The sequence below is a fragment of the Marinobacter sp. MDS2 genome, assembly GCF_030718085.1.
GTDB lineage: Bacteria > Pseudomonadota > Gammaproteobacteria > Pseudomonadales > Oleiphilaceae > Marinobacter.
Genome location: NZ_JAVAJF010000001.1, coordinates 1832084 through 1852346 on the forward strand (window position 1 = coordinate 1832084; position 20263 = coordinate 1852346).

The window sequence follows — 20263 nt, forward strand, 5'->3', positions numbered from 1 at the left end:
CCTTGTGCTGAAATCAGGAGCCCAGAGCTTTGGCCATTCTGGCCAGCTTGCCACGGACTGAAGCGTCGATAACCAGGTCGCCTGTGCGTACTACCACGCCGCCGATCAGAGACTGATCCACTGCGGTTTCAAGCTCAACCTTGCGCTCCAGCTTTCTGGACAATGCGTCAATCAGTTTCTGTTGCTCGTCGCCCGACAGCTCGAATGCGGTATCGATTGTCAGCTTAACGGATTGCTCCAGATCTGCACGATACAGAGCGAATAACGCAGAAACTTCTGGTAACAGGGCCAGACGCTTGTTTTCAGCAAGAATCAACAGGAAGTTTCTGAGTGCTTCAGGCAGCGGCTCTTCAAAACAGTCTGCGAAGAGTTCCGCCTTGCGTTGCTCAGACAGGCCAGGATTGGCCAGGATGTTCACTACCTCTTGGTCAGCCGCAACCTGAGCTGCGAAAGCCAGAGCCTGATCCCACTGATCAACGGCATTCTGGTCCTGCGCGGCTTTAAAAACGGCTTTCGCGTAGGGTCGGGCTAACGTAGTTAGTTCTGCCATGATGACCCTCTATTAGAGTTCTGCGGCCAGCTTTTCCAGCATCTCGCTGTGAGCTTTGCCGTCGACAGAGGTTTCCAGAATCTTCTCGGCACCTGCAACAGCCAAAGCTGCTACTTCATTTCTCAGTGCGTCGCGAGCCTGAACACGCTCCTGTTGAATTTCTGCCCTGGCCTGTTCAATAAGCTTTTCGCCTTCTTTGCGAGCGTCGTCCTTGGAGGCTTCGACGATCTGGGCGGCACGCTTGTTGGCCTGGTCAATCAGGGCTGCAGCTTCTTCTTTCGCTGTGCGCAGTTCCTTGGCCGCTTTCTCTTGAGCAAGCTCAAGATCGAGGGATGCACGGTCTGCGGCGGAAAGGCCGTCTGCAATTTTCTTCTGGCGCGCTTCCATGGCTGCCGTGATCGGCGGCCATACATACTTGACGCAGAACCAGACGAAAATAGCGAAGGCAATTGATTGCCCTATCAACGTAAGGTTTATATTCACGGCAATATACCTCTTGCTATTCGTTGCGTCCTGGTTTCCGGAAATAGGGCGCGGTGACTTTCACCAGCGCCCTGCATTCGCGGTCTAAATTAACCAGCAACAACGAAGATCAGGTACATCGCGATACCAACACCGATCATGGGAACGGCGTCAAGCAGACCTGCCATGATGAAGGCTTTAGTTTGCAGCTGGTTAGCCATTTCTGGCTGACGAGCAGTAGATTCGAGCAGCTTGCCGCCCAGCAGACCGAAACCGATACCGGCGCCCAAAGCACCCAGACCGATGATCAACGCAGCTGCGATAAATACCATTTCCATTGAGAACTCCTCAGTTTTTTCAGATAGTTAAGGGTTTGTGTATTTAAGGGTAAATCAGTGATCTTCGTGCGCTGCACTGAGATAAACCACAGTCAGCACGGTAAAAATAAAGGCCTGAAGCGGGATAACCAGAATGTGGAAAATAGCCCAGGGTACGTTCAGCGTCCACTGGATCCACAATGGCAACAAAGCAATCAGGATAAACACAACTTCACCGGCGTACATGTTACCGAACAAACGCAGTGCCAGACTGATTGGCTTGATAATCAAAGCCAGGATCTCGAGCATCAGGTTAACGGGAATCATGGACCAATGGTTGAACGGGTTAAAGGCCAGCTCCTTGCTGAAGCCACTGACGCCTTTCACCTTGAAGCTGTAGAACAAGATCAGCAGGAACACGCCAAACGACATACCAAAGGTGGCGTTCGGATCGGTGGTCGGCACGATCTTAAAGTATTCCAGACCCATGGCGTGCGCCAGAGACGGGATGAAATCCACAGGAATCAGCTTCAGGACGTTCATCAGGAAAATCCAGACGAAAATCGTCAACGCCAGCGGCGCAATCAGAGGGTTTTTGCCGTGGAATACGTCACGAACAAGCCCTTGGATAAACTCGAAACACACTTCTACCAGGTTTTGCAGTCCGGTCGGCACACCTTCGGTTACCCGGGAGGCGGCAAAACGGAACAAGCCCAAAAATAGAAGACCCATTGCGATGGACCAACCCATGGTATCCACGTGGATCGCCATGAAACCCATGTCTGCTGCTTCCTGGGCGGTGGTTGCAAATGACCAACCGGCCTCTTGCGTCACACTGCCGTCAGCCCGCTCATAGCCAGCCGGAAGCTTGCCATAGGTAAGGTTGGTTAGGTGGTGTTTTATATACTCTACTGGGGTATCAGCTGCCATACTGCTCTCGTCCAGTCATCGCTGTGGTTGCGGCCGGATAAGCCAGCGCAATGCCGTACCCATCACAACCATCACAGCAAAAGTGAATAACAGAGCCGGTACATGTACTGGCTCCATTAAAGTGAAAACGGCCGCAAAAAAAATTGCGGTAAGGGCGAGTTTAATGCTCTCGGCCCTGAACATATTTCCAACCGCCACATGAATCTGGCGGGCGCCCTGATACCGAAAGGTCCGATGGGCAAAATACGCGTTTGGTATGACAAAAATAAGACCGCCGATAAACGCGGAATAACCAGCCAAACGACTTTCTGTTAACCAAAACAGACTGAGAATGATCAGTGTGGCCATCTCTATGGTGAGCCACTTCGCCAGCGGCACGTACGTGATGGCTTTCCTATAACGGGTCATATCACCTACTGTCATTCCAAGCGCGCGGAATTATATGTGTTAACCGCTAGCGGTTCAACTGAGTCTTGGGGATAATCTGGATGTTTTTTAAGCAATTGAAGGTAACAGACGCTTCAACTTCACACAAGTTGTGGTCTGCAACCTATCGCGCAACCACATCTGGTGTTTACTGGTGAAACTAGGCCTTTCGGATGATTTCGCTAAATTTTCGGGTGTCAGCGAATATGACCCAATATTCCATCAAGTTCATCCAATGATGTGTATTCGATCACCAGCTTACCCTTGCCCCGCTTGCCATGAGCGATCGATACGCGGGCGCCCAAACGCTCGGAAAGATCGTCTTGCAGGGCGCGAATGTTCGGATCAAGCGCTTGCTTCTCTTCCCCCTTTTCTTCCGGGGATTCCTGCTGCAACCGACGAACCAGTGCTTCGGTCTGACGCACAGAAAGGGATTTGGCAACAACCTGCCGCGCCACTTGCATTTGTTGCTCCGGCGGCAACGTCAGCATGGCCCGACCATGCCCCATTTCCAGATCACCATGCTCCAGCATGGTCCGCACGTCTTCGGTCAGACCAATCAAACGCAAGAGGTTGGTAATGGTGGTACGGGACTTACCCACAGCCTCGGCAACCTGTGCCTGGGTCAAACCAAACTCGTCTTGCAAGCGCTGCAGAGCGAAGGCTTCTTCGATCGGGTTGAGGTTTTCACGCTGGATATTTTCAATCAGCGCCATGGCGATGGCGGCTTCATCCGGTACTTCACGGATGATGGCGGGGATGCTGTCCAGCTCGGCCAGCTGAGTGGCGCGCCAACGCCGTTCGCCGGCAATCAATTCATAGCGACCATCCTCGATGGCTCGAACCACGACCGGCTGCATGACACCTTGTTGGCGAATAGAGTCCGCTAGTTCCTGCAACGCGGCCGGATCCATATCGCGGCGCGGTTGGTAACGGCCACGCTGGATAAGGTCAACAGGTATGTCCTGCATCTCGCCGTCGCGCTTTGTGCTTTCGCTGCTCTGATTGAGGTTCACTTTGGAACCCTGCAACAGAGCCCCTAAACCACGTTCGCCCAAGCCTCGCTTCTTCGCCGCCATGGTAGTAGTCATTCTTCCTAGTGAAATAATGGATGCATGGTTGCCTGACGGCGAACTATGTTACACCGCAACGGCGCTGGATGTCTTTTTTGTCCCGTGCCGACGGACCATCTCACCGGCCATCGCCAGGTAGGCAATGGCGCCCTTTGATGCTTTGTCATAGTTCAGCGCCGGCATGCCGTAGCTCGGTGCCTCTGCCAATCGCACGTTTCGGGGAATCACCGCCCGATACACCTTATCGCCGAAATACTCGCGTAACTGACCGGATACATCCAGTGTCAGGCTGTTGCGCGGATCGTACATGGTGCGCAAGATGCCTTCCATCTCTAACTGGGGATTCACCGTTTCCTTGATTTGCTCCACGGTGTTCATCAATGCCGCCAGTCCTTCCAGGGCATAGTATTCACACTGCATGGGGATCAGCACGGAATCGGCTGCCGAGAGTGAGTTCACGGTTAACAGGTTTAGTGAAGGCGGACAGTCGATCAGAATGTAATCGTAATTGTCCCGCACGTCACTCAAGGCCAGGCGCAACCGGTGTTCACGGCCAATCTCGTTCATCAGCTCAACTTCGGCGGCGGTCAGGTCGCCGTTACCCGGTAACAAGTCGAAACCGGCCGGATCGGTTTTTACCAACACTTCGTCTGCCGTCGCGCGCTTGGTCAGCAGATCATAGCCGGACAGCTCAAGCGTGTTTTTATCCACACCACTGCCCATGGTGGCATTGCCCTGTGGATCCATATCTACCAATAATACCCGGCGTTTGATAGCAACCAACGACGCAGCAAGATTGACGCAGGTGGTGGTTTTACCCACACCGCCTTTTTGATTGGTCACTGCAATCACGCGCGTCATGCTTTGCCTCCTGCTATTGCGGTTTACCGGGATGATGGGTGTCGGGTGACGATCAACAGGTGTCGTTCACCATCGGCACCGGGCACTTTCAGAGAATGGTTGGATTCTACCTGCCAACGGCTTGGAAGGGCAGCTACTTCATCATCCGGATACTGACCTTTCATCGCAAGAAACTCACCGTCTTGCGCCAAAAGTTGTCCACACCAGGACACCAGATTCTCTAAAGCGGTAAACGCCCGGCTGCTGATCTGACGAAACGGCTGCTCAGGCTGGCAATCTTCGGCGCGGCCGTGGATAACCTCGACATTCTTCAAACCCAATTCCAATACACACTGATTCAAAAACCGGGTTTTCTTGCCATTGCTGTCCAGAAGCGTGAAGCGCTTGTCCGGGAACACGATGGCCAGAGGAATACCGGGCATACCACCACCGGCACCTACATCGAGCAAGTGATCGGTGGTTACCCAAGACATGATGCTCAGGCTATCCAATAGCTGCCGCGACACCATCACTCGTTCATCGCGGACGGCGGTGAGGTTGTAGGCCTTGTTCCATTTATTCAGCAGAGCGAGAAAAGCCAGCAACTGTTGTTGCTGGCCATCACTCAAGGAAAGCTGCATTTCAGCCAGCCCATCTCGGAGCTGGCTCTGCCACTGTGGATAAGTCATAGAGTTGGATCAGGCGCTTTGTTTGCGGAGAAGATCCCGCTTTTTCAGGTGAACGAGGATTTGGCTGATCGCGGCCGGGGTCACGCCCTGAATGCGAGAAGCCTGAGCGACGGTTTCCGGGCGCACTTCCTGCAACTTCTGTTTGATCTCGTTGGACAAACCGCCGATCACTTCGTAATCCAGGTCTACAGGCAACCGGGTGTTCTCGTTCTTGCGCAGACGCTCGATTTCATCGGCCTGGCGGGAAATGTAGCCTTCGTACTTCACTTCGATTTCCACTTGCTCGGCCACAACCGGATCTTCCGCACGATCACCGCCAATGTCGGCAATGTGCTGGTACACGATTTCCGGGCGGCGCAGCAGTTCGGCCAGAGACTGGTCACGGGTCATCGGTTGCTTGAGGAATCCGTTGGCGCGCTCGCCAGCTTCCGTGTTCGGGTGAATGCGGGTTTCTTCCAAACGGCGGCGCTCGCTGATGATGGCTTCGCTCTTTTCGCAGAACTTCTGCCAGCGGTCATCATCAACCAGACCCAGCTTGCGACCGGTTTCGGTCAAACGCAGGTCGGCGTTGTCTTCGCGCAGAATCAAACGGTATTCGGCACGGCTGGTGAACATACGGTAAGGCTCACTGGTGCCCATGGTGATCAGATCGTCAACCAATACACCCAGATACGCTTCGTCCCGGCGCGGATACCACTCGTCTTTATCTTGCGCACGCAGCGCCGCGTTGATACCCGCCAGCAAGCCTTGCGCACCGGCTTCTTCGTACCCGGTGGTACCGTTGATCTGGCCGGCGAAATACAGGCCCTGGATAAACTTGGTTTCCAGCGTGTGACGCAGATCCTGCGGGTTCAGGTAATCGTACTCGATGGCATAACCCGGGCGCAGTATGTGAGCGTTTTCAAAACCGGGAATGGATTGCACGGCTTTGAGCTGAATATCGAACGGCAAGCTGGTGGAAATACCATTCGGGTATAGCTCGTTGGTGGTCAAACCTTCCGGCTCTACAAAGATCTGGTGTGAATCCTTATCGGCAAAACGATTCACCTTGTCTTCAATCGACGGGCAGTAGCGCGGCCCAACACCTTCAATGTTGCCGCCGAACATAGGCGAGCGGTCGAAGCCACTGCGAATAATGTCGTGGGTTTCCTCGGTGGTCCGGGTAACGTAGCAGCAGACCTGCTCCGGGTGCTCATCTCTACTGCCAATGAATGACATTACCGGTGCTGGGGTATCACCCCACTGCTCCTGCATGACCGAGAAATCCACCGTGCGGGCATCAATCCGCGGCGGGGTACCGGTTTTCAGCCGGCCCACATTAAAAGGCAGCTCCCGCAGGCGCTTGGCCAAGGCATTGGCTGGGGCATCGCCCGCGCGGCCGCCAGCATGGTTCTGCATACCAATGTGGATAACTCCGCCAAGGAAGGTGCCGGTGGTGAGTACCACGGTTTTCGCGTTAAAACGGATGCCGGTCTGGGTCACCACACCCACCACCTGATCGTTTTCCACAATCAAATCATCGGCGGCTTGCTGGAACAGCGTTAGATTGGGCTGATTTTCCAGCGTGTGGCGAATCGCCGCTTTGTACAGCACCCGGTCTGCCTGAGCGCGTGTTGCGCGAACAGCCGGGCCCTTGCGAGCATTCAATACTCTAAACTGGATACCGGACTGGTCGGTGGCTCGGGCCATGGCGCCGCCCAAGGCATCGATTTCTTTCACCAGATGGCTCTTACCGATACCACCAATGGCGGGGTTACAGGACATCTGCCCCAAGGTTTCAATGTTGTGGGTCAGCAACAGGGTTGCTGAACCCATGCGCGCGGCCGCCAAAGCGGCTTCAGTACCGGCATGGCCACCACCAATGACTATGACATCGAAACGGGTTGGAAAATCCACACTACACCTCGGGAATCGGGGGATAAAATCAGGTGCGGGAGTATACCGCTTCATTGAAGAGATTGCAGTCAGAATGTGCAATTTTTAACCAGATTACGGGTAATCCCAAATCGCTGAGCCATCATCAATCGCGAAACACGACAAAAAGGTCGTTTTATACTCACCCGAGGTTAACGGAAATCGACGGTTTTTCAGTGGCTTGTGAGCAGCTTCTTACAAGTTTTCAAAGGTTTTATCCACAGAAAAAACAGACCAAATTACCCGCTAATAATCACCTCAAACAACTGATAAATAACACATTTTAAATTCTAATCCAGATCTCTTACAGAACTTATCAAACAAGTTATCCACAAAACAATCAAGGCAAATTAGGCCATTGGCGACAATCAAGGCACACGAATCTGTTCCGGACCATCCACAGAGCCTTCGGCAAGGCGTTCCAGCTCTTTTTCCACAGCATTGGAGGATTTCGCAAATCGGGCCAACAAGTTATACAGCACGGGAATAATGAACAGCGTCAGCGTGGTCGCAAAAATCAGCCCACCCAGGATAACCACGCCAATGGCTGCACGGCTTTCCGCCCCGGCGCCGGTGGCAATCACCAAGGGCACCGCGCCAAAAACTGTGGATATCGTGGTCATCAACACCGGCCGGAAACGGAGAATGGCACCTTCCAGAATGGCATCCCGGACTTCATACCCCTGGTCCCGAAGCTGGTTGGCAAACTCAACGATGAGTATTCCGTTCTTCGCCATCAGCCCCAATAGCATGATGATGCCAATCTGACTGTAGATGTTCAGACTGATGCCCGACCAAGCCAACGCTAGCAAAGCACCGGTGACCGCCAAGGGCACAGACAACATGATAATCAACGGATGAATCCAACTTTCGAATTGTGCCGCTAGGACCAGAAAAACAATCACGAACGCCAAGGCGAAGGTGACCAAGATGACCGATGACGATTCCTCGAATTCCCGGGACAAGCCCCGGAACGACACCCGCGCTTCCGGCGGTAAGTTATCCACAGCCAGATTGTTCAAATAATTGAGCGCCGTACCCAGATCGTAACCCTCGGCCAGCGAAGCACTGATCACCACTGCCGGTAACCGGTCAATGCGCTTGAGATCAGGGTTGGCACCAATTTCATCCACAGACACCAGAGCTTTCAACGGGATCAGCTCTCCCCCTGCCCTCGGCCGCATGAATATTTGCGCCAGATCGTTCGGGGTTGCGCGCTGGGCATCTTCAGCCTGAACAATCACATCGTATTCCTGGCCGCGGTCCATGTAGGTAGTAACTTGACGAGAAGCCAGCATGGTTTGCAGCGTCAGGCCGACGTCTTCAACGGTAATGTCGAGGTCGGCCGCCCGATCCCGGTCGATGTTGACCCGTAATTCCGGGCGGGTGAGCTCAAAATCGCTGTCGACGTTCAACAGATTCGGATTTTCTTTCGCCCGCTCAACGATTTCATCACTCCAGGCTTGTACCGATTCGTAGTCCGGGCCTGCCACCACAAATTCCACGGGCTGACTAAACCCTCGTTGGCCCAGTCCTGGAGGATTAATCACGTTGATGCGAACGCCAGAAATGTCTGCAAGCTTTTCACGAATTTCCGAAGTTACCTTCTGCTGCTTTATAGCACGCTCATCCCAGGGCACCAGCCCCATGATCATAAAGGCGCTGTCTTCTTCGTTTCGAAAGCCCACGATGGACAAAAATCGCTCTGCTATACCCTCATCCAGATATTCAAGCAGCTCCTCTTCAGCCTGTTGGACAAAATGATCGGTAAACTCCACGGTGGAACCCCGTGGCGCACCAACCGGCATAATGATCACGCCGCGGTCTTCAGTCGGTGCCAATTCCTGTGGAAGATTCGGATAGATCGCCGCAGCCATAACCAGCCCGGCCACGCCCAACCCGAGCAACAAACCGGATTGGCTTAAGGAAAACCGCAATGCTTTCTCGTAGCCACGGGTCAGACCATTCAATACCCTTTCACTGAACGCCCACAGACGATGCCCTTCTTCCGTTTCGGGGCTGTGTCTGAGCCATTTGGAACACAACATGGGCGCCAGCGTCAGGGCCACCAGGCTGGAAACAATCACCGCTGCGGCCAACGTAAAGCCGAACTCCGCAAACAGCCGCCCGATGTTGCCGCCCATAAACGAAATCGGCACGAAAACAGCCACCAAGGTCAACGTGGTGGCAATCACCGCAAAGGCGACCTGCTTGGCACCGTGATAGGCCGCCAGCAATGGCGGTTCGCCCTCATCAATACGACGCTGAATGTTCTCCAGCATCACAATGGCATCGTCCACCACCAGGCCAATTGCCAGAATCACCGCCAGCAATGTCAGTACGTTGATGGAGAAGCCCAGAAAACCTAAACCGATAAAGGCCCCGATCACCGCAACCGGTATGGTCACCGCAGGTATCAAAGTGGCGCGCCAGGAGCGCAGAAACAGGAAAATCACCAATATCACCAGCGACACAGAGATCGCCAAGGTGATCAGCACTTCTTTGATGGAGGCGCGGATAAAGATGGATTCGTCATAGCTTTCGGAAATCGACACTTCGGGAGGCAAGGTTTCACGAATCGATTCCAGCTCGGCTTTCACGGCGTCGGAAACAGCAACCGTATTCGCTTTCGACTGGCGGATGATGCCCATCCCGATGGCCGTCCGCCCACTGGCCCGAAGTCGACCAACATCGGATTCCACCCCCATGTTTACGTTGGCGACTTCGCCCAGACGCAAAAGATCATTGCCATCCCGGCGCACCACCAGATTACGGAACTCGTCCACTGTGGATAAACGGCCTTCAGCCCGGACCGTGAAATTGCGGGTAGCTGAATCCACCGACCCAGCCGGGAGTTCCACGTTATTGGCGCGAAGCGCCTGCTCTACTTCGGCGACGGTAATGTTTCGTGCCGCCAGCTTTTCCCGATCCAGCCAAACCCGTATGGCGTAACGGCGTTCGCCGCCAATACGAACATCGGCCACTCCATCCAGCACTGAAAAGCGATCACTCAGTACCCGGTCGGCAAAATCACTGAGTTCGGCTGCGTCCCAAACCTCGCTGGTCAGAGTGACCCACATCATGGGGCGCGCGTCGGAGTCGGCCTTCCTGACGACAGGGGGATCGGCTTCATCTGGCAACCGGTTCAGGATGCGCGATACCGCGTCCCGCACATCGTTCGCGGCAACATCGATGTCTCGGGAGGTGTTGAATTCGATGTTGGTTCGGGACTCACCCTGCTCGGTGGAGGATTCAATCGATCGAATGCCTTCAATCCCGCTGATACTGCCTTCAATCACTTGCGTGATCTGGCTGTCCACCACCTCGGCGGCGGCACCGGTGTATTCGGTTGAAACCGACACCACAGGTGGATCTATGTCCGGGTACTCCCGCACCGGCAGGCCGAACAGCGCCGACAAACCAAACACAACGATGAGCAAGCTGAGAACGGTGGCGAAGACCGGGCGCTTGATGGAAATATCGGACAGCACCATGAATCAGGACTCCTGCACAGATTCAAAACGGTTGTCCGGAATCGACCGGTCAGATTCAACCACGCGAATGCGGTTCCCTGAACTCAGCCGGTCTTGCCCGGTGACTACCACAGCATCCTCAAGACTCAGGCCTTCCGTAATCTCCACCCATCCCGGCATGCGATTACCAATCTGGACCGATACCCGGCGGGCAAGGCCATCTTCCGCGACAAACACGTACTTCTCATCACCCCGCACCATCACCGCCTGTTCCGGTAACACCAATGCTTCTCGCTCCTGCAACGTCAGAGAGGCCGACATAAACTGTCCGGGCCGTAACTTGCCGTCGGGGTTGTCGATCAGTGCTCGCACCGCCAAGGTGCGGCTGAGCTCACTGATGCGGGTGGCCAGCTCCACCAATTGGCCGTCAAAATTCTCACCCGGAAACGCTGGTGACACCGCAGATACTGGTTGACCAACCCTGACCTGGCCAACAAAGCGCTCGGGTACTGAAAAGTTCAACTCCAACTGGCCGCTGGAATCCAGCGTGGCAATGCTGGTTCCGGCTTGCAAAAACGCGCCGGGGCTGATGTCCGAAAGCCCAATCATTCCCGCAAAGGGTGCTTCGATGCGATGGTTTTCCAGCCGGACTTGAGCGGCTTCCAATTCCGCCGCCGCTACGGCCACAGCTGTTTTCAGTTCATCCACCTGGGCTTGGGACACGCTGTTGTTGGCCCGTAAACTTCGGGTTCTGTCATACTGCCGTCGGGCATCCGAAAGCCGCGCCTTCAAAACCGCCACATCAGCGCGGGCCTGCCGGTCGTCGAGGCGAAGTAGAACATCCCCTTGTTGAACCGGCTGACCGGGTTTCAGATTCAGCTCTACCACCCGGCCGCTGACTTCCGCCGTCAAATCAACGGAATCGACCGGCCGCAGGTTGGCAACCGCGGAAATCTCATCTTTGATCTGGCGCAGTTGCGGTTTACTGATGTTGACTGTGGTCAGCTTCACTCGCCGATTTTGCCCTTCCGCTACCGGTTGCTGGTTCAGATAAATACCCGCTCCCACCAGCACCATGACGATAACCGCCAGCCCGACCAACCACTGCTTCCACATGCGCTTCTACTACCTGTTAATAAAGTACGTTGGGAGTTATCCACACCCCGGATCCAGAGTGACCTGCCCTGGCCGATTCAGTTCCACTTACCTTATAAGACTCTTCTAGACCACGCTATGTGCGTCATTCAAAACCACTGAGTTTTGCATAATATTTACACACTTAGGATCTACTGCCATCTCCGTCATTTCAGCCAATTGTCCAATCTGACGGTGCGCAAGCGGCTTTTCGTCAATGGCAGCTTTCGCTGAATGCCGTACAACTAAAGGCATCAGGGCCATTGAGCCCTCTAATGCACACGGGAAGGATTGGATATGCCTCAGTACAAAGCCCCCCTGCGGGATATGAAATTTCTGATGAACGACGTGTTCGATTATCCACGTCATTACGCGGGTCTGAGTTCTGGCGAGAACGCCACTCCGGATATTGTGGAAGCGATCCTGAATGAGTGCGGCCGATTCTGTGAAGAAGAGCTGAGCCCGTTGTACCAGATTGGCGACGAAGAAGGCTGTAAGCTGGAAAACGGCGAAGTATCAACGCCGAAAGGTTTCAAAGAAGCGTACAACCAGTATGTGATGGGCGGCTGGCAGGGTCTGTCGGCCCCGGAAGAATTCGGTGGTCAGGGGCTGCCGGCTTCCATGGGCTTGTTCAAGCAAGAAATGATGGGTACCGCCAACTGGTCATTCGCCATGTACCCTGGCCTGTCGCTGGGTGCGATGAACACCATTTACCTGCACGGCAGTGACGAGCAGAAGCAAACGTACCTGGTTCCGCTCACGGAAGGCCGTTGGGGCGGCACCATGTGTTTGACTGAACCCCAGTGCGGAACCGACCTTGGCCAGGTGAAAACCAAAGCCGAGCCTCAGAAAGACGGTACCTACAAACTGACCGGCACCAAGATCTTTATTTCGTCCGGTGATCACGACCTGACCGAAAACATTGTCCACATCGTACTGGCCCGCCTGCCCGGCGCTCCGGCCGGTACCCGCGGCATCAGCCTGTTCATCGTTCCGAAATTCCTACCCACCGAAGACGGCGGCGTGGGTGAACGCAACGGCGTGAACTGTGGCAGCCTCGAAAAGAAAATGGGCATCAAAGCTTCCGCCACCTGCGTGATGAACTTTGATGATGCAACCGGCTACCTGATCGGCCCTGAGAACGAAGGCCTCGAGTGCATGTTCACCTTCATGAACACGGCTCGTATCGGTACTGCCATTCAGGGCGTTGGCCCGGCGGAACTGTCTTACCAGTGGGCGCTTGAGTACGCCAAAGACCGTCGTTCCATGCGCGCGCTGTCCGGCAAGAAAGAACCGGACCAGGTGGCCGATAGCCTGATTCACCATGCTGATGTTCGCCGCATGCTGCTGACTCAGAAAGCCATCGCCGAAGGCGGCCGCGCCATGCTGTATTACGCTGCGAAAACCGCAGACCATATGGTGGAAGCGCATACTGCCAACGATGAAAAAGCGGTGAAAAAGCACGACGACAAGTTGGGCTTCCTGACTCCGATCCTGAAAGGGTTTCTGACCGAACTGGGCAACGAAGCGGCAAACTTAGGGATGCAGGTGTTTGGTGGCCACGGTTACATCCGTGAGCACGGTATGGAACAGATCGCCCGGGATACCCGCATTGCCACACTGTATGAAGGCACCACCGGTATTCAGGCACTGGACCTGCTGGGCCGTAAGGTATTGCTGATGACACAGGGTGGCGCGGTACGTGAGTTCACTCTGAAGGTTGCGAACTTTGCTCGTAAGCATCTGACCAACAGCACGCTGCGTCCGATGGCCGTTGAGCTGCTGAAGCTGACTGCCCAGTGGAACCTGCTGACGGTACGCGTGATGCTGTCTGCTCGCAAAGACCGCGATGTGGTCAGCGCAGCGGCTTACGACTTCCTGATGTACAGCGGCTATGTGTCGATGGCTTACATGTGGTTGCGTCAGGCCGCGGTGGCTTCTGACAAACTGGAGAACGGCGGCGAAGAATCCGAAGCCTTCTACCAGACCAAAATCAACACGGCAGAATTCTACTACGAGCGTTTGCTGCCCCGCGCTCAAAGCCATGCCACCAGCATGCTGAGCCCGACCCGTAATCTGATGCAGATCGAAGCAGATAATTTGGCCTTTACCGGGTAACTCCACCGGTAACCTCTCTCCCGGGTAGGTCTTCTACCCGGGATTTTTTTGCAGAAGCTTATAGCCCGTATTTAGTCTCGATAGCCTGATACATACCACTTTCTTTGATGGCTTCCAGGCTTTCTTGCAACTTCTGAATAACCTCATCCGGGGTGTTCGGGTTCATCGCGAGATACAGTTCAGACTCGTTAAACGAATAAACCGGTTCCAAGCCTTCCACATCTTGCTGTGACGCAAAGTAAGGTCCCGCCAGTCGATCCGAGATCCACAAATCTACCTGGCCCAGTTCCAAACGCTTGGGGTTGATGTCATCACTTTCCATTTGCGAGACTTTATAGCCACGATCCAATAGGTAGTTGGTCATCACATCGTTGCGAAAGCCTCCGTATAACATACCTTTGGTATCTTCCAACTTGTCGATGTCCAGGTTGGTGCCGGCGGCTGCAAAAATTGTCCACAGGTTCTTCGTCAGCGGCCCTACCCATTTAAAATTAGGCGCCCGTTCTTCGGTGTAGGTTGTGCAAAAAATGCCGTGGTTGCGTTTGCTCAGAGCGCGCTTGTAACCGTAATCCCAATTGCGCAGCTTGATGACATGGTCCAGGCCCGATTTATCCAGAATCGCTTTGACCATCTCGGAACAGATACCGTCCACTTCGTTACCGTTATGCTCAAAAGCACGGCCGGTGGCACTCATGTTGTATGGAGGGAAATTCTCGGTATAGATGTAAAGCTTGTCGGAAGCTGACACCGGCGCGGCTCCGCCGCCCAATGCCAGAACGCTCACCAACGCTATGAATTGACCCAATTTACGCACGGATACTCTCCTTAATCATTTATAACCTATTGCCGATCAGTAAAATTCTGAGCGAATATAGGATGTTAGAGGCTAGAGAGTACCCGATTGCCCGTCATTCTTTGAGCACTAAACTGTTAGTTTTCGTAATAGTGCCAGGTTGAGCACGTGCTAGAACGTGACGTTCGCGGATAACCATAGGCGGCGGCCTTCTTCCGCATTCGCGTATCGGTTTCCGTAGCTGCTGCCGTTGTCATATGCTTGATAATCAAGAAAGTCTTCATCCAGAAGATTGTAGATTGTGGCGCTTAACGCAAGATTCTCGGTTGCCTGAAACTTCCCGCCCAGATGCACCAGAGTGACGGACTTGAAGTCCCCCAAATCCGCATAGGAAGGCGCGCCGCGAACCCGCTCTCTGGCACGATAACGCTCGCTTTCGTACTGTGCTTTTACGAACGTTGACCAACGCACTGACGGAGCCCAACGCAACTCGAGATTGGCCATATGCTCCGGCGTGTCGGTAAGCGGCTCGCCTTTATCCTCTCCGGATTTCTGCTCGCTGTCGGTATAGGTGTAGTTCGCTGCCAAGCGCCAGTCCTGTGCGAAAGGCACCGAACCGTGCAACTCCACCCCTTGGGTGATGGCTTCATCAATATTTTTGTCCTGACCAAACACGTCGGCCAAGGGCCAGTTACCTTTATCCACACACCCGGGGCGATTCGGATCCTGTGCATAACTGCAATTCAACAGATCCGGGCCGTCTGCGATCTTGTCTGTAAATTCGTTGTAGAAGACCGTAGCACCAACACGATATCCGGCCGGCTTTTCATACACCACCGCAAGTTCGGTTGACGTGGACGTTTCAGGTTGCAGATCCGGGTTGCCGAACAGGGGAATCGTACCTTGGCCGGTAAATCCGACGACGCCAGGATCCAGCTGTTCCAGGCCGGGTGTTTTATAACCTCGACTGACACCACCCTTGATGGTCAATTCCGGCGTAGAGCTCCAGACCAAATAAGCTCGAGGGCTAAATTGGCCACCAAAAGAGTCGTGGTGGTCGTACCGGCCACCCAAGGTCAGCGCCAGATCATCCGCAAGGAACCACTCATCCTCTACAAACAACGCTTTGGTTTTTTGTTTGAACTCCTGCTCGGCCACACCATCGGTCATCCGGGCATCAAACCATTGGCCACCCACTGTCAGAACATGGTTTTCGATGGGCATGACCAGCTTACTGTCTATGACCCGATTCTCTGCCTCCAATTCACGAGGCGAGCCGGGTGCTTTTCCGGGAACGCCCTTTGGAATAACCCGGCCACCGGTTTCAGTGACGTTTCTCATAATGCTTGTTTCAAGCGTCCCGATCGCAAACCGCCCTGTATGGCCGACGGCAAACTGATCACGGTCGAACTCCAGTTCCGGGCCGTAGCCCCGCGGACCCAGTGTGCCCAGTTGACCTTCCGAGTTGTCGTAGTCCTGCTTACTGGTTTCTATATCAAGCCACAAATCGTGCGAATCGCTCGGGGTAACCGTGAGCCTTCCACCCACCGTATATTGCTCAGACTCGACCGGGCTAGGCCCCCGGGTGCTGACTTCAATGGGGTCACCATTTAGGTCCAGAAACTCCAATTCCGATTCATCCCGCTCAAACCAACGGCCACGCAGTTGCAGGCCAATCAAGTTATCCACAAGGGGGCCGGTGGTGTAGGCACTGTAAGCTCGGCTATCGCCAAAATCCCGGTCTTGGTTCAGGGTGGTTTCCGCGGTCAGAGAGGTGGTCCACTCCGGGCTCACTTTACGGGTAATGATGTTAATCACCCCACCCATGGCATCCGAGCCGTAGAGTGTGGACATAGGGCCTCGAACAACCTCAATGCGCTCGATGGCTGCTGGCGGGGGGAGAAAGCTGGTGGCCGTTTGCCCGAAACCATTAGGCGTTACATTGCCCGCGGTGTTTTGGCGGCGACCGTCAATCAGGATCAGCGTGTATTCGGCAGGCATGCCCCTCATACGGATATCAAAGCCACCGGTTTTACCCGCCGAACCGCTAACATCCACACCTTCTACATCGGCAAGAATATCGGTGAGGCTATAGGCTTGTTTGTTCTGAATCTCTTCATGGCCAATGACAGTAATGCTGGCCGGAGCCGCGGACTGACTCTGCTCAAAACCCGAGGCTGACACCACGATTTCATCCAGCTCGACGGGTTGCGCAAACACTTGCAGCGCAAAACCGGAAGACAAGACTGCAACCGCAGTCGAGAGAATGGAAGTCCTGAACTGCATGAGCCACTCCTTAAGTTGAAAACAAATATCGGGAGCAAATGATAATCTTTTGCATTTAATAATTGCAATAACTTAATTTAAGGAAAATAGTTCAGAAAATCATATATCTATGAAAAAGCCCCGCAGGCGGCCGCTTGCGGGGCGAAAGGCTGTTACGAATTCAGATACTTCGCGTGGAAGCGAAGGTGTTCTTCAATGAAACTGGCAATGAAGTAATAGCTGTGGTCGTACCCTTCATGCCGGTTCAGTTCCAGCGGATAGCCACTTTGTTTGGCCGCGGCTTCCAGCATTTCCGGCTTCAACTGCTCGGCCAGGAAGTTATCCGCTTCGCCCTGATCCACCAACGCCGGCACAAATGTGCTTGCCTTTTGCATCAGCAAGCTGGCGTCGTACTCGGCCCAGCTGGCGGTGTCTTTACCCAGGTAAGCGCCAAAGGCCTTCTTACCCCAAGGGCAATTGATCGGGTTACTGATCGGGCTAAACGCCGAGACGGACTGGAAACGCTCAGGGTTTCGCAGCGCCAACACCAGTGCACCATGCCCGCCCATGGAATGACCCGAGATGGAACGCTGATCACTCACCGGGAACATGTCTTCAATCAGTGCCGGTAATTCGTTGAGCACGTAATCGTACATGCGGTAATGCTTGTTCCAGGGTGCCTCGGTGGCGTTCACGTAGAACCCGGCGCCCTTACCCAGATCGTAGCCTTCGTCATCGGCCACATCGTCACCGCGCGGGCTGGTGTCCGGGGCAATGATGGCCAAGCCCAGCTCGGCCGCCATGCGATGCGCGCCGGCTTTCTGCATGAAGTTTTCATCGGTGCAGGTCAGGCCGGACAACCAGTACAACGCGGGTACCTTTTTGCCATTGGAGGCCTGCGGCGGCAGATAGATAGCAAACCGCATCGAACAGTTCAGGGTCTTGGAGTAATGACTGTACTGCTTGTGCCAACCACCAAAACTTTTATTACTGCTCAAATTTTCAATAGTCATTGCAACCTCTCAATAAAACGGTCGCCGGTGTTATCCACAGGCGACCTGAATTCATTACTTGTCGTAGTGAATAACGGTGCGGATGCTCTTGCCTTCGTGCATCAGGTCAAACGCCTTGTTGATATCTTCCAGCCCCATGGTGTGGGTAATGAAGTCGTTCAGCTTGAACTCACCCTGCATGTAACGCTCAACGATGCCCGGCAGCTCGGAACGACCTTTCACACCACCAAAAGCTGAACCTTTCCAGACTCGGCCGGTAACCAGCTGGAACGGGCGTGTTGAGATTTCCTGGCCGGCACCGGCAACGCCGATAACCACCGATTCACCCCAACCTTTGTGGCAGCATTCCAGTGCAGAACGCATCACATCCACGTTGCCGATACACTCGAAGGAGTAATCCACACCGCCGTCGGTCAGTTCTACGATCACTTCCTGAATCGGCTTGTCGTAGTCTTTCGGGTTGATGCAATCGGTCGCCCCCAACTGACGGGCCAGCTCAAATTTGCTCTCGTTGATATCGATGGCAATGATGCGGCTTGCCTTTGCCATGGTGGCACCAATTACCGCCGACAGGCCGATGCCGCCCATACCGAAGATGGCCACGGTAGCGCCCTCTTCTACTTTGGCGGTGTTCATCACGGCACCCATGCCGGTGGTTACACCGCAACCCAGCAAGCAGACTTCTTCCAACGGCGCTTCTTTGTTCACTTTCGCCAGAGAAATCTCGGGCAGTACGGTGTACTCAGAGAAGGTTGAGCAACCCATGTAGTGATAGATCGGCTCGCCGTTTAAGGAGAAACGGGTGGTGCCGTCTGGCATCAGGCCTTTGCCCTGGGTTTCACGAATCTTCCCGCACAGGTTGGTTTTACCAGAGGTGCAGAATTTACATTCGCCACATTCGGGGGTGTACAGCGGAATGACATGGTCACCCACTGCCACGCTGGTCACGCCTTCGCCGATGGACTCAACAATACCTCCACCCTCATGGCCCAGAATGGTCGGGAAGATGCCTTCGGGATCTTCACCCGACAGGGTAAACGCGTCGGTATGGCACACACCGCTGGCAATCACCCGAATACGAACCTCACCCGCCTGTGGCGGCATTACATCCACTTCTTCAATAGTCAGTGGTTGTTTCGGGCCCCAGGCAATGGCCGCTTTGGATTTGATGGTCTGAGTCATGTTGTGTGCTCCAATTTTTTGTCGGGCTTGGGCAGGTTCTTCTGCCATGTTGATGGGATCATTGTATTATTATTATCACGATAGATAATCCACCATTCAGGCAAATCACCTTTACTGCACAGTAACAATCAGCACATACTTTGCCTGCTGTATCTTGTATCTAAGCTTAGCCAACTCGTAACGCAAGGAACTGAAGATGTTTATCTGGGAAGGGGTCAGTGAATTCGTTGCGGTCGCGGAAGCGGAAAGCTTTACCGCTGCCGCAAAACGATTGGGCATTTCAACCGCGCAGGTGAGCCGGCAGGTCAGCGCACTGGAATCCCGGCTTTCGACCAAACTGCTTTATCGCACCACCCGCAAGGTTTCGGTAACGGAAGCGGGCCAAACCTATTACCAGTATTGCCGCCAGGTACTCGATGGTCTGGAAGAAGCCGAACGGGCCATGACCAACCTGCAACTTATCCCCAAGGGGAAGTTACGGCTAACAGCGCCGGTGACCTACGGCGAAAAGGTGATTGCACCCTTGGTAAACGATTTCGTAGTGCGTTACCCCGAACTGGAGGTGCAACTGAATCTGACAAACCAGAAGCTGGACCTGGTGGGCGGCGGCTACGATCTGGCGATTCGGCTGGGCAAACTGGAAGATTCGACCATGATGGCCAAGCGGTTGTCGTCGCGAACCTTGTACGTGTGCGCTTCGCCGGATTACTTATCCACCTACGGTGTGCCGCATTCGCTTTCGGAACTGGAACGGCACAATTGTTTGCAAGGCAACCTGGATTACTGGCGATTTCAGGATCGGGGCAAGCCCCACAACGTTCGCGTCAAAGGCACTATGAAGTGCGACAGCGGTTGGGCGTTGCTGGATGCCGCCCTGAAAGGTATCGGGATCGTGCAACTCCCCGACTATTACGTTCAGCCATCACTGGCCTGTGGAAAACTCATCAGTTTGCTGGAACATTATCAAGAAGCCGACGACGGCATCTGGGCGATTTATCCACACAACCGACACTTATCCCCAAAAGTCCGCATGCTGCTGGATTTCCTGGACGAATCGTTAAGCTAAAACCTAGTGAGGCGCGCT

The 20263-nt window shown here is 54.3% G+C and carries 17 protein-coding genes; 2 read left to right on the top strand and 15 right to left on the bottom strand.

Annotated elements, in window-relative coordinates; all coding sequences use genetic code 11:
• Positions 1-13: 13 nt before the first annotated feature.
• The 11 genes from Q9245_RS08665 to Q9245_RS08715 all read right to left on the bottom strand — a co-directional run bounded on the left by Q9245_RS08665 (position 14) and on the right by Q9245_RS08715 (position 11790).
• Complete coding sequence (locus Q9245_RS08665) at positions 14-550, bottom strand: F0F1 ATP synthase subunit delta (RefSeq protein ID WP_199005564.1); 537 nt, start codon at positions 548-550, stop codon at positions 14-16.
• A 12-nt stretch (positions 551-562) separates the two neighbouring features.
• A complete protein-coding gene (locus Q9245_RS08670; RefSeq protein ID WP_199005563.1) occupies positions 563-1033 on the bottom strand; it encodes a F0F1 ATP synthase subunit B in 471 nt (156 codons plus the stop codon).
• An 89-nt stretch (positions 1034-1122) separates the two neighbouring features.
• Positions 1123-1350 carry a F0F1 ATP synthase subunit C gene (gene atpE / locus Q9245_RS08675; RefSeq protein WP_014423137.1) on the bottom strand — a complete coding sequence of 76 codons (228 nt, stop codon included), beginning with the start codon at positions 1348-1350 and terminating at the stop codon, positions 1123-1125.
• A gap of 54 nt (positions 1351-1404) precedes the next feature.
• Positions 1405-2259: a F0F1 ATP synthase subunit A gene (gene atpB, locus Q9245_RS08680; protein WP_305896749.1), complete on the bottom strand. Its 855-nt coding sequence runs from the start codon at positions 2257-2259 to the stop codon at positions 1405-1407.
• A 15-nt stretch (positions 2260-2274) separates the two neighbouring features.
• Positions 2275-2682 carry an ATP synthase subunit I gene (locus tag Q9245_RS08685; protein WP_305896750.1) on the bottom strand — a complete coding sequence of 136 codons (408 nt, stop codon included), beginning with the start codon at positions 2680-2682 and terminating at the stop codon, positions 2275-2277.
• Positions 2683-2882: 200 nt separating this feature from the next.
• Positions 2883-3764 carry a ParB/RepB/Spo0J family partition protein gene (locus Q9245_RS08690; RefSeq protein WP_305896751.1) on the bottom strand — a complete coding sequence of 294 codons (882 nt, stop codon included), beginning with the start codon at positions 3762-3764 and terminating at the stop codon, positions 2883-2885.
• A 60-nt stretch (positions 3765-3824) separates the two neighbouring features.
• Positions 3825-4619, bottom strand: coding sequence for a ParA family protein (locus Q9245_RS08695; protein WP_305896752.1), 795 nt, complete (start codon positions 4617-4619; stop codon positions 3825-3827).
• Positions 4620-4642: 23 nt separating this feature from the next.
• Entirely contained in the window at positions 4643-5287 is a 645-nt protein-coding gene (gene rsmG, locus Q9245_RS08700; protein ID WP_305896753.1) for a 16S rRNA (guanine(527)-N(7))-methyltransferase RsmG, read from the bottom strand.
• Positions 5288-5296: 9 nt separating this feature from the next.
• Positions 5297-7183, bottom strand: coding sequence for a tRNA uridine-5-carboxymethylaminomethyl(34) synthesis enzyme MnmG (gene mnmG, locus Q9245_RS08705; RefSeq protein ID WP_305896754.1), 1887 nt, complete (start codon positions 7181-7183; stop codon positions 5297-5299).
• A 386-nt stretch (positions 7184-7569) separates the two neighbouring features.
• Entirely contained in the window at positions 7570-10695 is a 3126-nt protein-coding gene (locus Q9245_RS08710; protein ID WP_305896755.1) for an efflux RND transporter permease subunit, read from the bottom strand.
• A gap of 3 nt (positions 10696-10698) precedes the next feature.
• Positions 10699-11790 (bottom strand): efflux RND transporter periplasmic adaptor subunit, encoded by a 1092-nt coding sequence (locus tag Q9245_RS08715; RefSeq protein ID WP_305896756.1) that lies wholly within the window; start codon positions 11788-11790, stop codon positions 10699-10701.
• 315 nt (positions 11791-12105) lie between these two features.
• On the opposite strand from Q9245_RS08715, the gene Q9245_RS08720 reads away from it, so the two are divergent.
• Entirely contained in the window at positions 12106-13926 is a 1821-nt protein-coding gene (locus tag Q9245_RS08720; RefSeq protein WP_305896757.1) for an acyl-CoA dehydrogenase C-terminal domain-containing protein, read from the top strand.
• A 58-nt stretch (positions 13927-13984) separates the two neighbouring features.
• Here the strand turns inward: Q9245_RS08720 and Q9245_RS08725 are convergent, their stop codons facing one another.
• The 4 genes from Q9245_RS08725 to Q9245_RS08740 all read right to left on the bottom strand — a co-directional run bounded on the left by Q9245_RS08725 (position 13985) and on the right by Q9245_RS08740 (position 19179).
• Positions 13985-14740, bottom strand: coding sequence for an ABC transporter substrate-binding protein (locus Q9245_RS08725; RefSeq protein WP_305896758.1), 756 nt, complete (start codon positions 14738-14740; stop codon positions 13985-13987).
• Positions 14741-14890: 150 nt separating this feature from the next.
• Positions 14891-17005 carry a TonB-dependent receptor domain-containing protein gene (locus tag Q9245_RS08730; protein ID WP_305896759.1) on the bottom strand — a complete coding sequence of 705 codons (2115 nt, stop codon included), beginning with the start codon at positions 17003-17005 and terminating at the stop codon, positions 14891-14893.
• 152 nt (positions 17006-17157) lie between these two features.
• Positions 17158-17997, bottom strand: coding sequence for an S-formylglutathione hydrolase (fghA, locus tag Q9245_RS08735; RefSeq protein ID WP_305896760.1), 840 nt, complete (start codon positions 17995-17997; stop codon positions 17158-17160).
• A 54-nt stretch (positions 17998-18051) separates the two neighbouring features.
• Positions 18052-19179 carry an S-(hydroxymethyl)glutathione dehydrogenase/class III alcohol dehydrogenase gene (locus tag Q9245_RS08740; RefSeq protein ID WP_305896761.1) on the bottom strand — a complete coding sequence of 376 codons (1128 nt, stop codon included), beginning with the start codon at positions 19177-19179 and terminating at the stop codon, positions 18052-18054.
• A 196-nt stretch (positions 19180-19375) separates the two neighbouring features.
• Between Q9245_RS08740 and Q9245_RS08745 the strand changes: the two genes are divergently transcribed.
• Positions 19376-20245 (top strand): LysR substrate-binding domain-containing protein, encoded by an 870-nt coding sequence (locus tag Q9245_RS08745; protein WP_305896762.1) that lies wholly within the window; start codon positions 19376-19378, stop codon positions 20243-20245.
• The last annotated feature ends 18 nt before the right edge of the window (positions 20246-20263 follow it).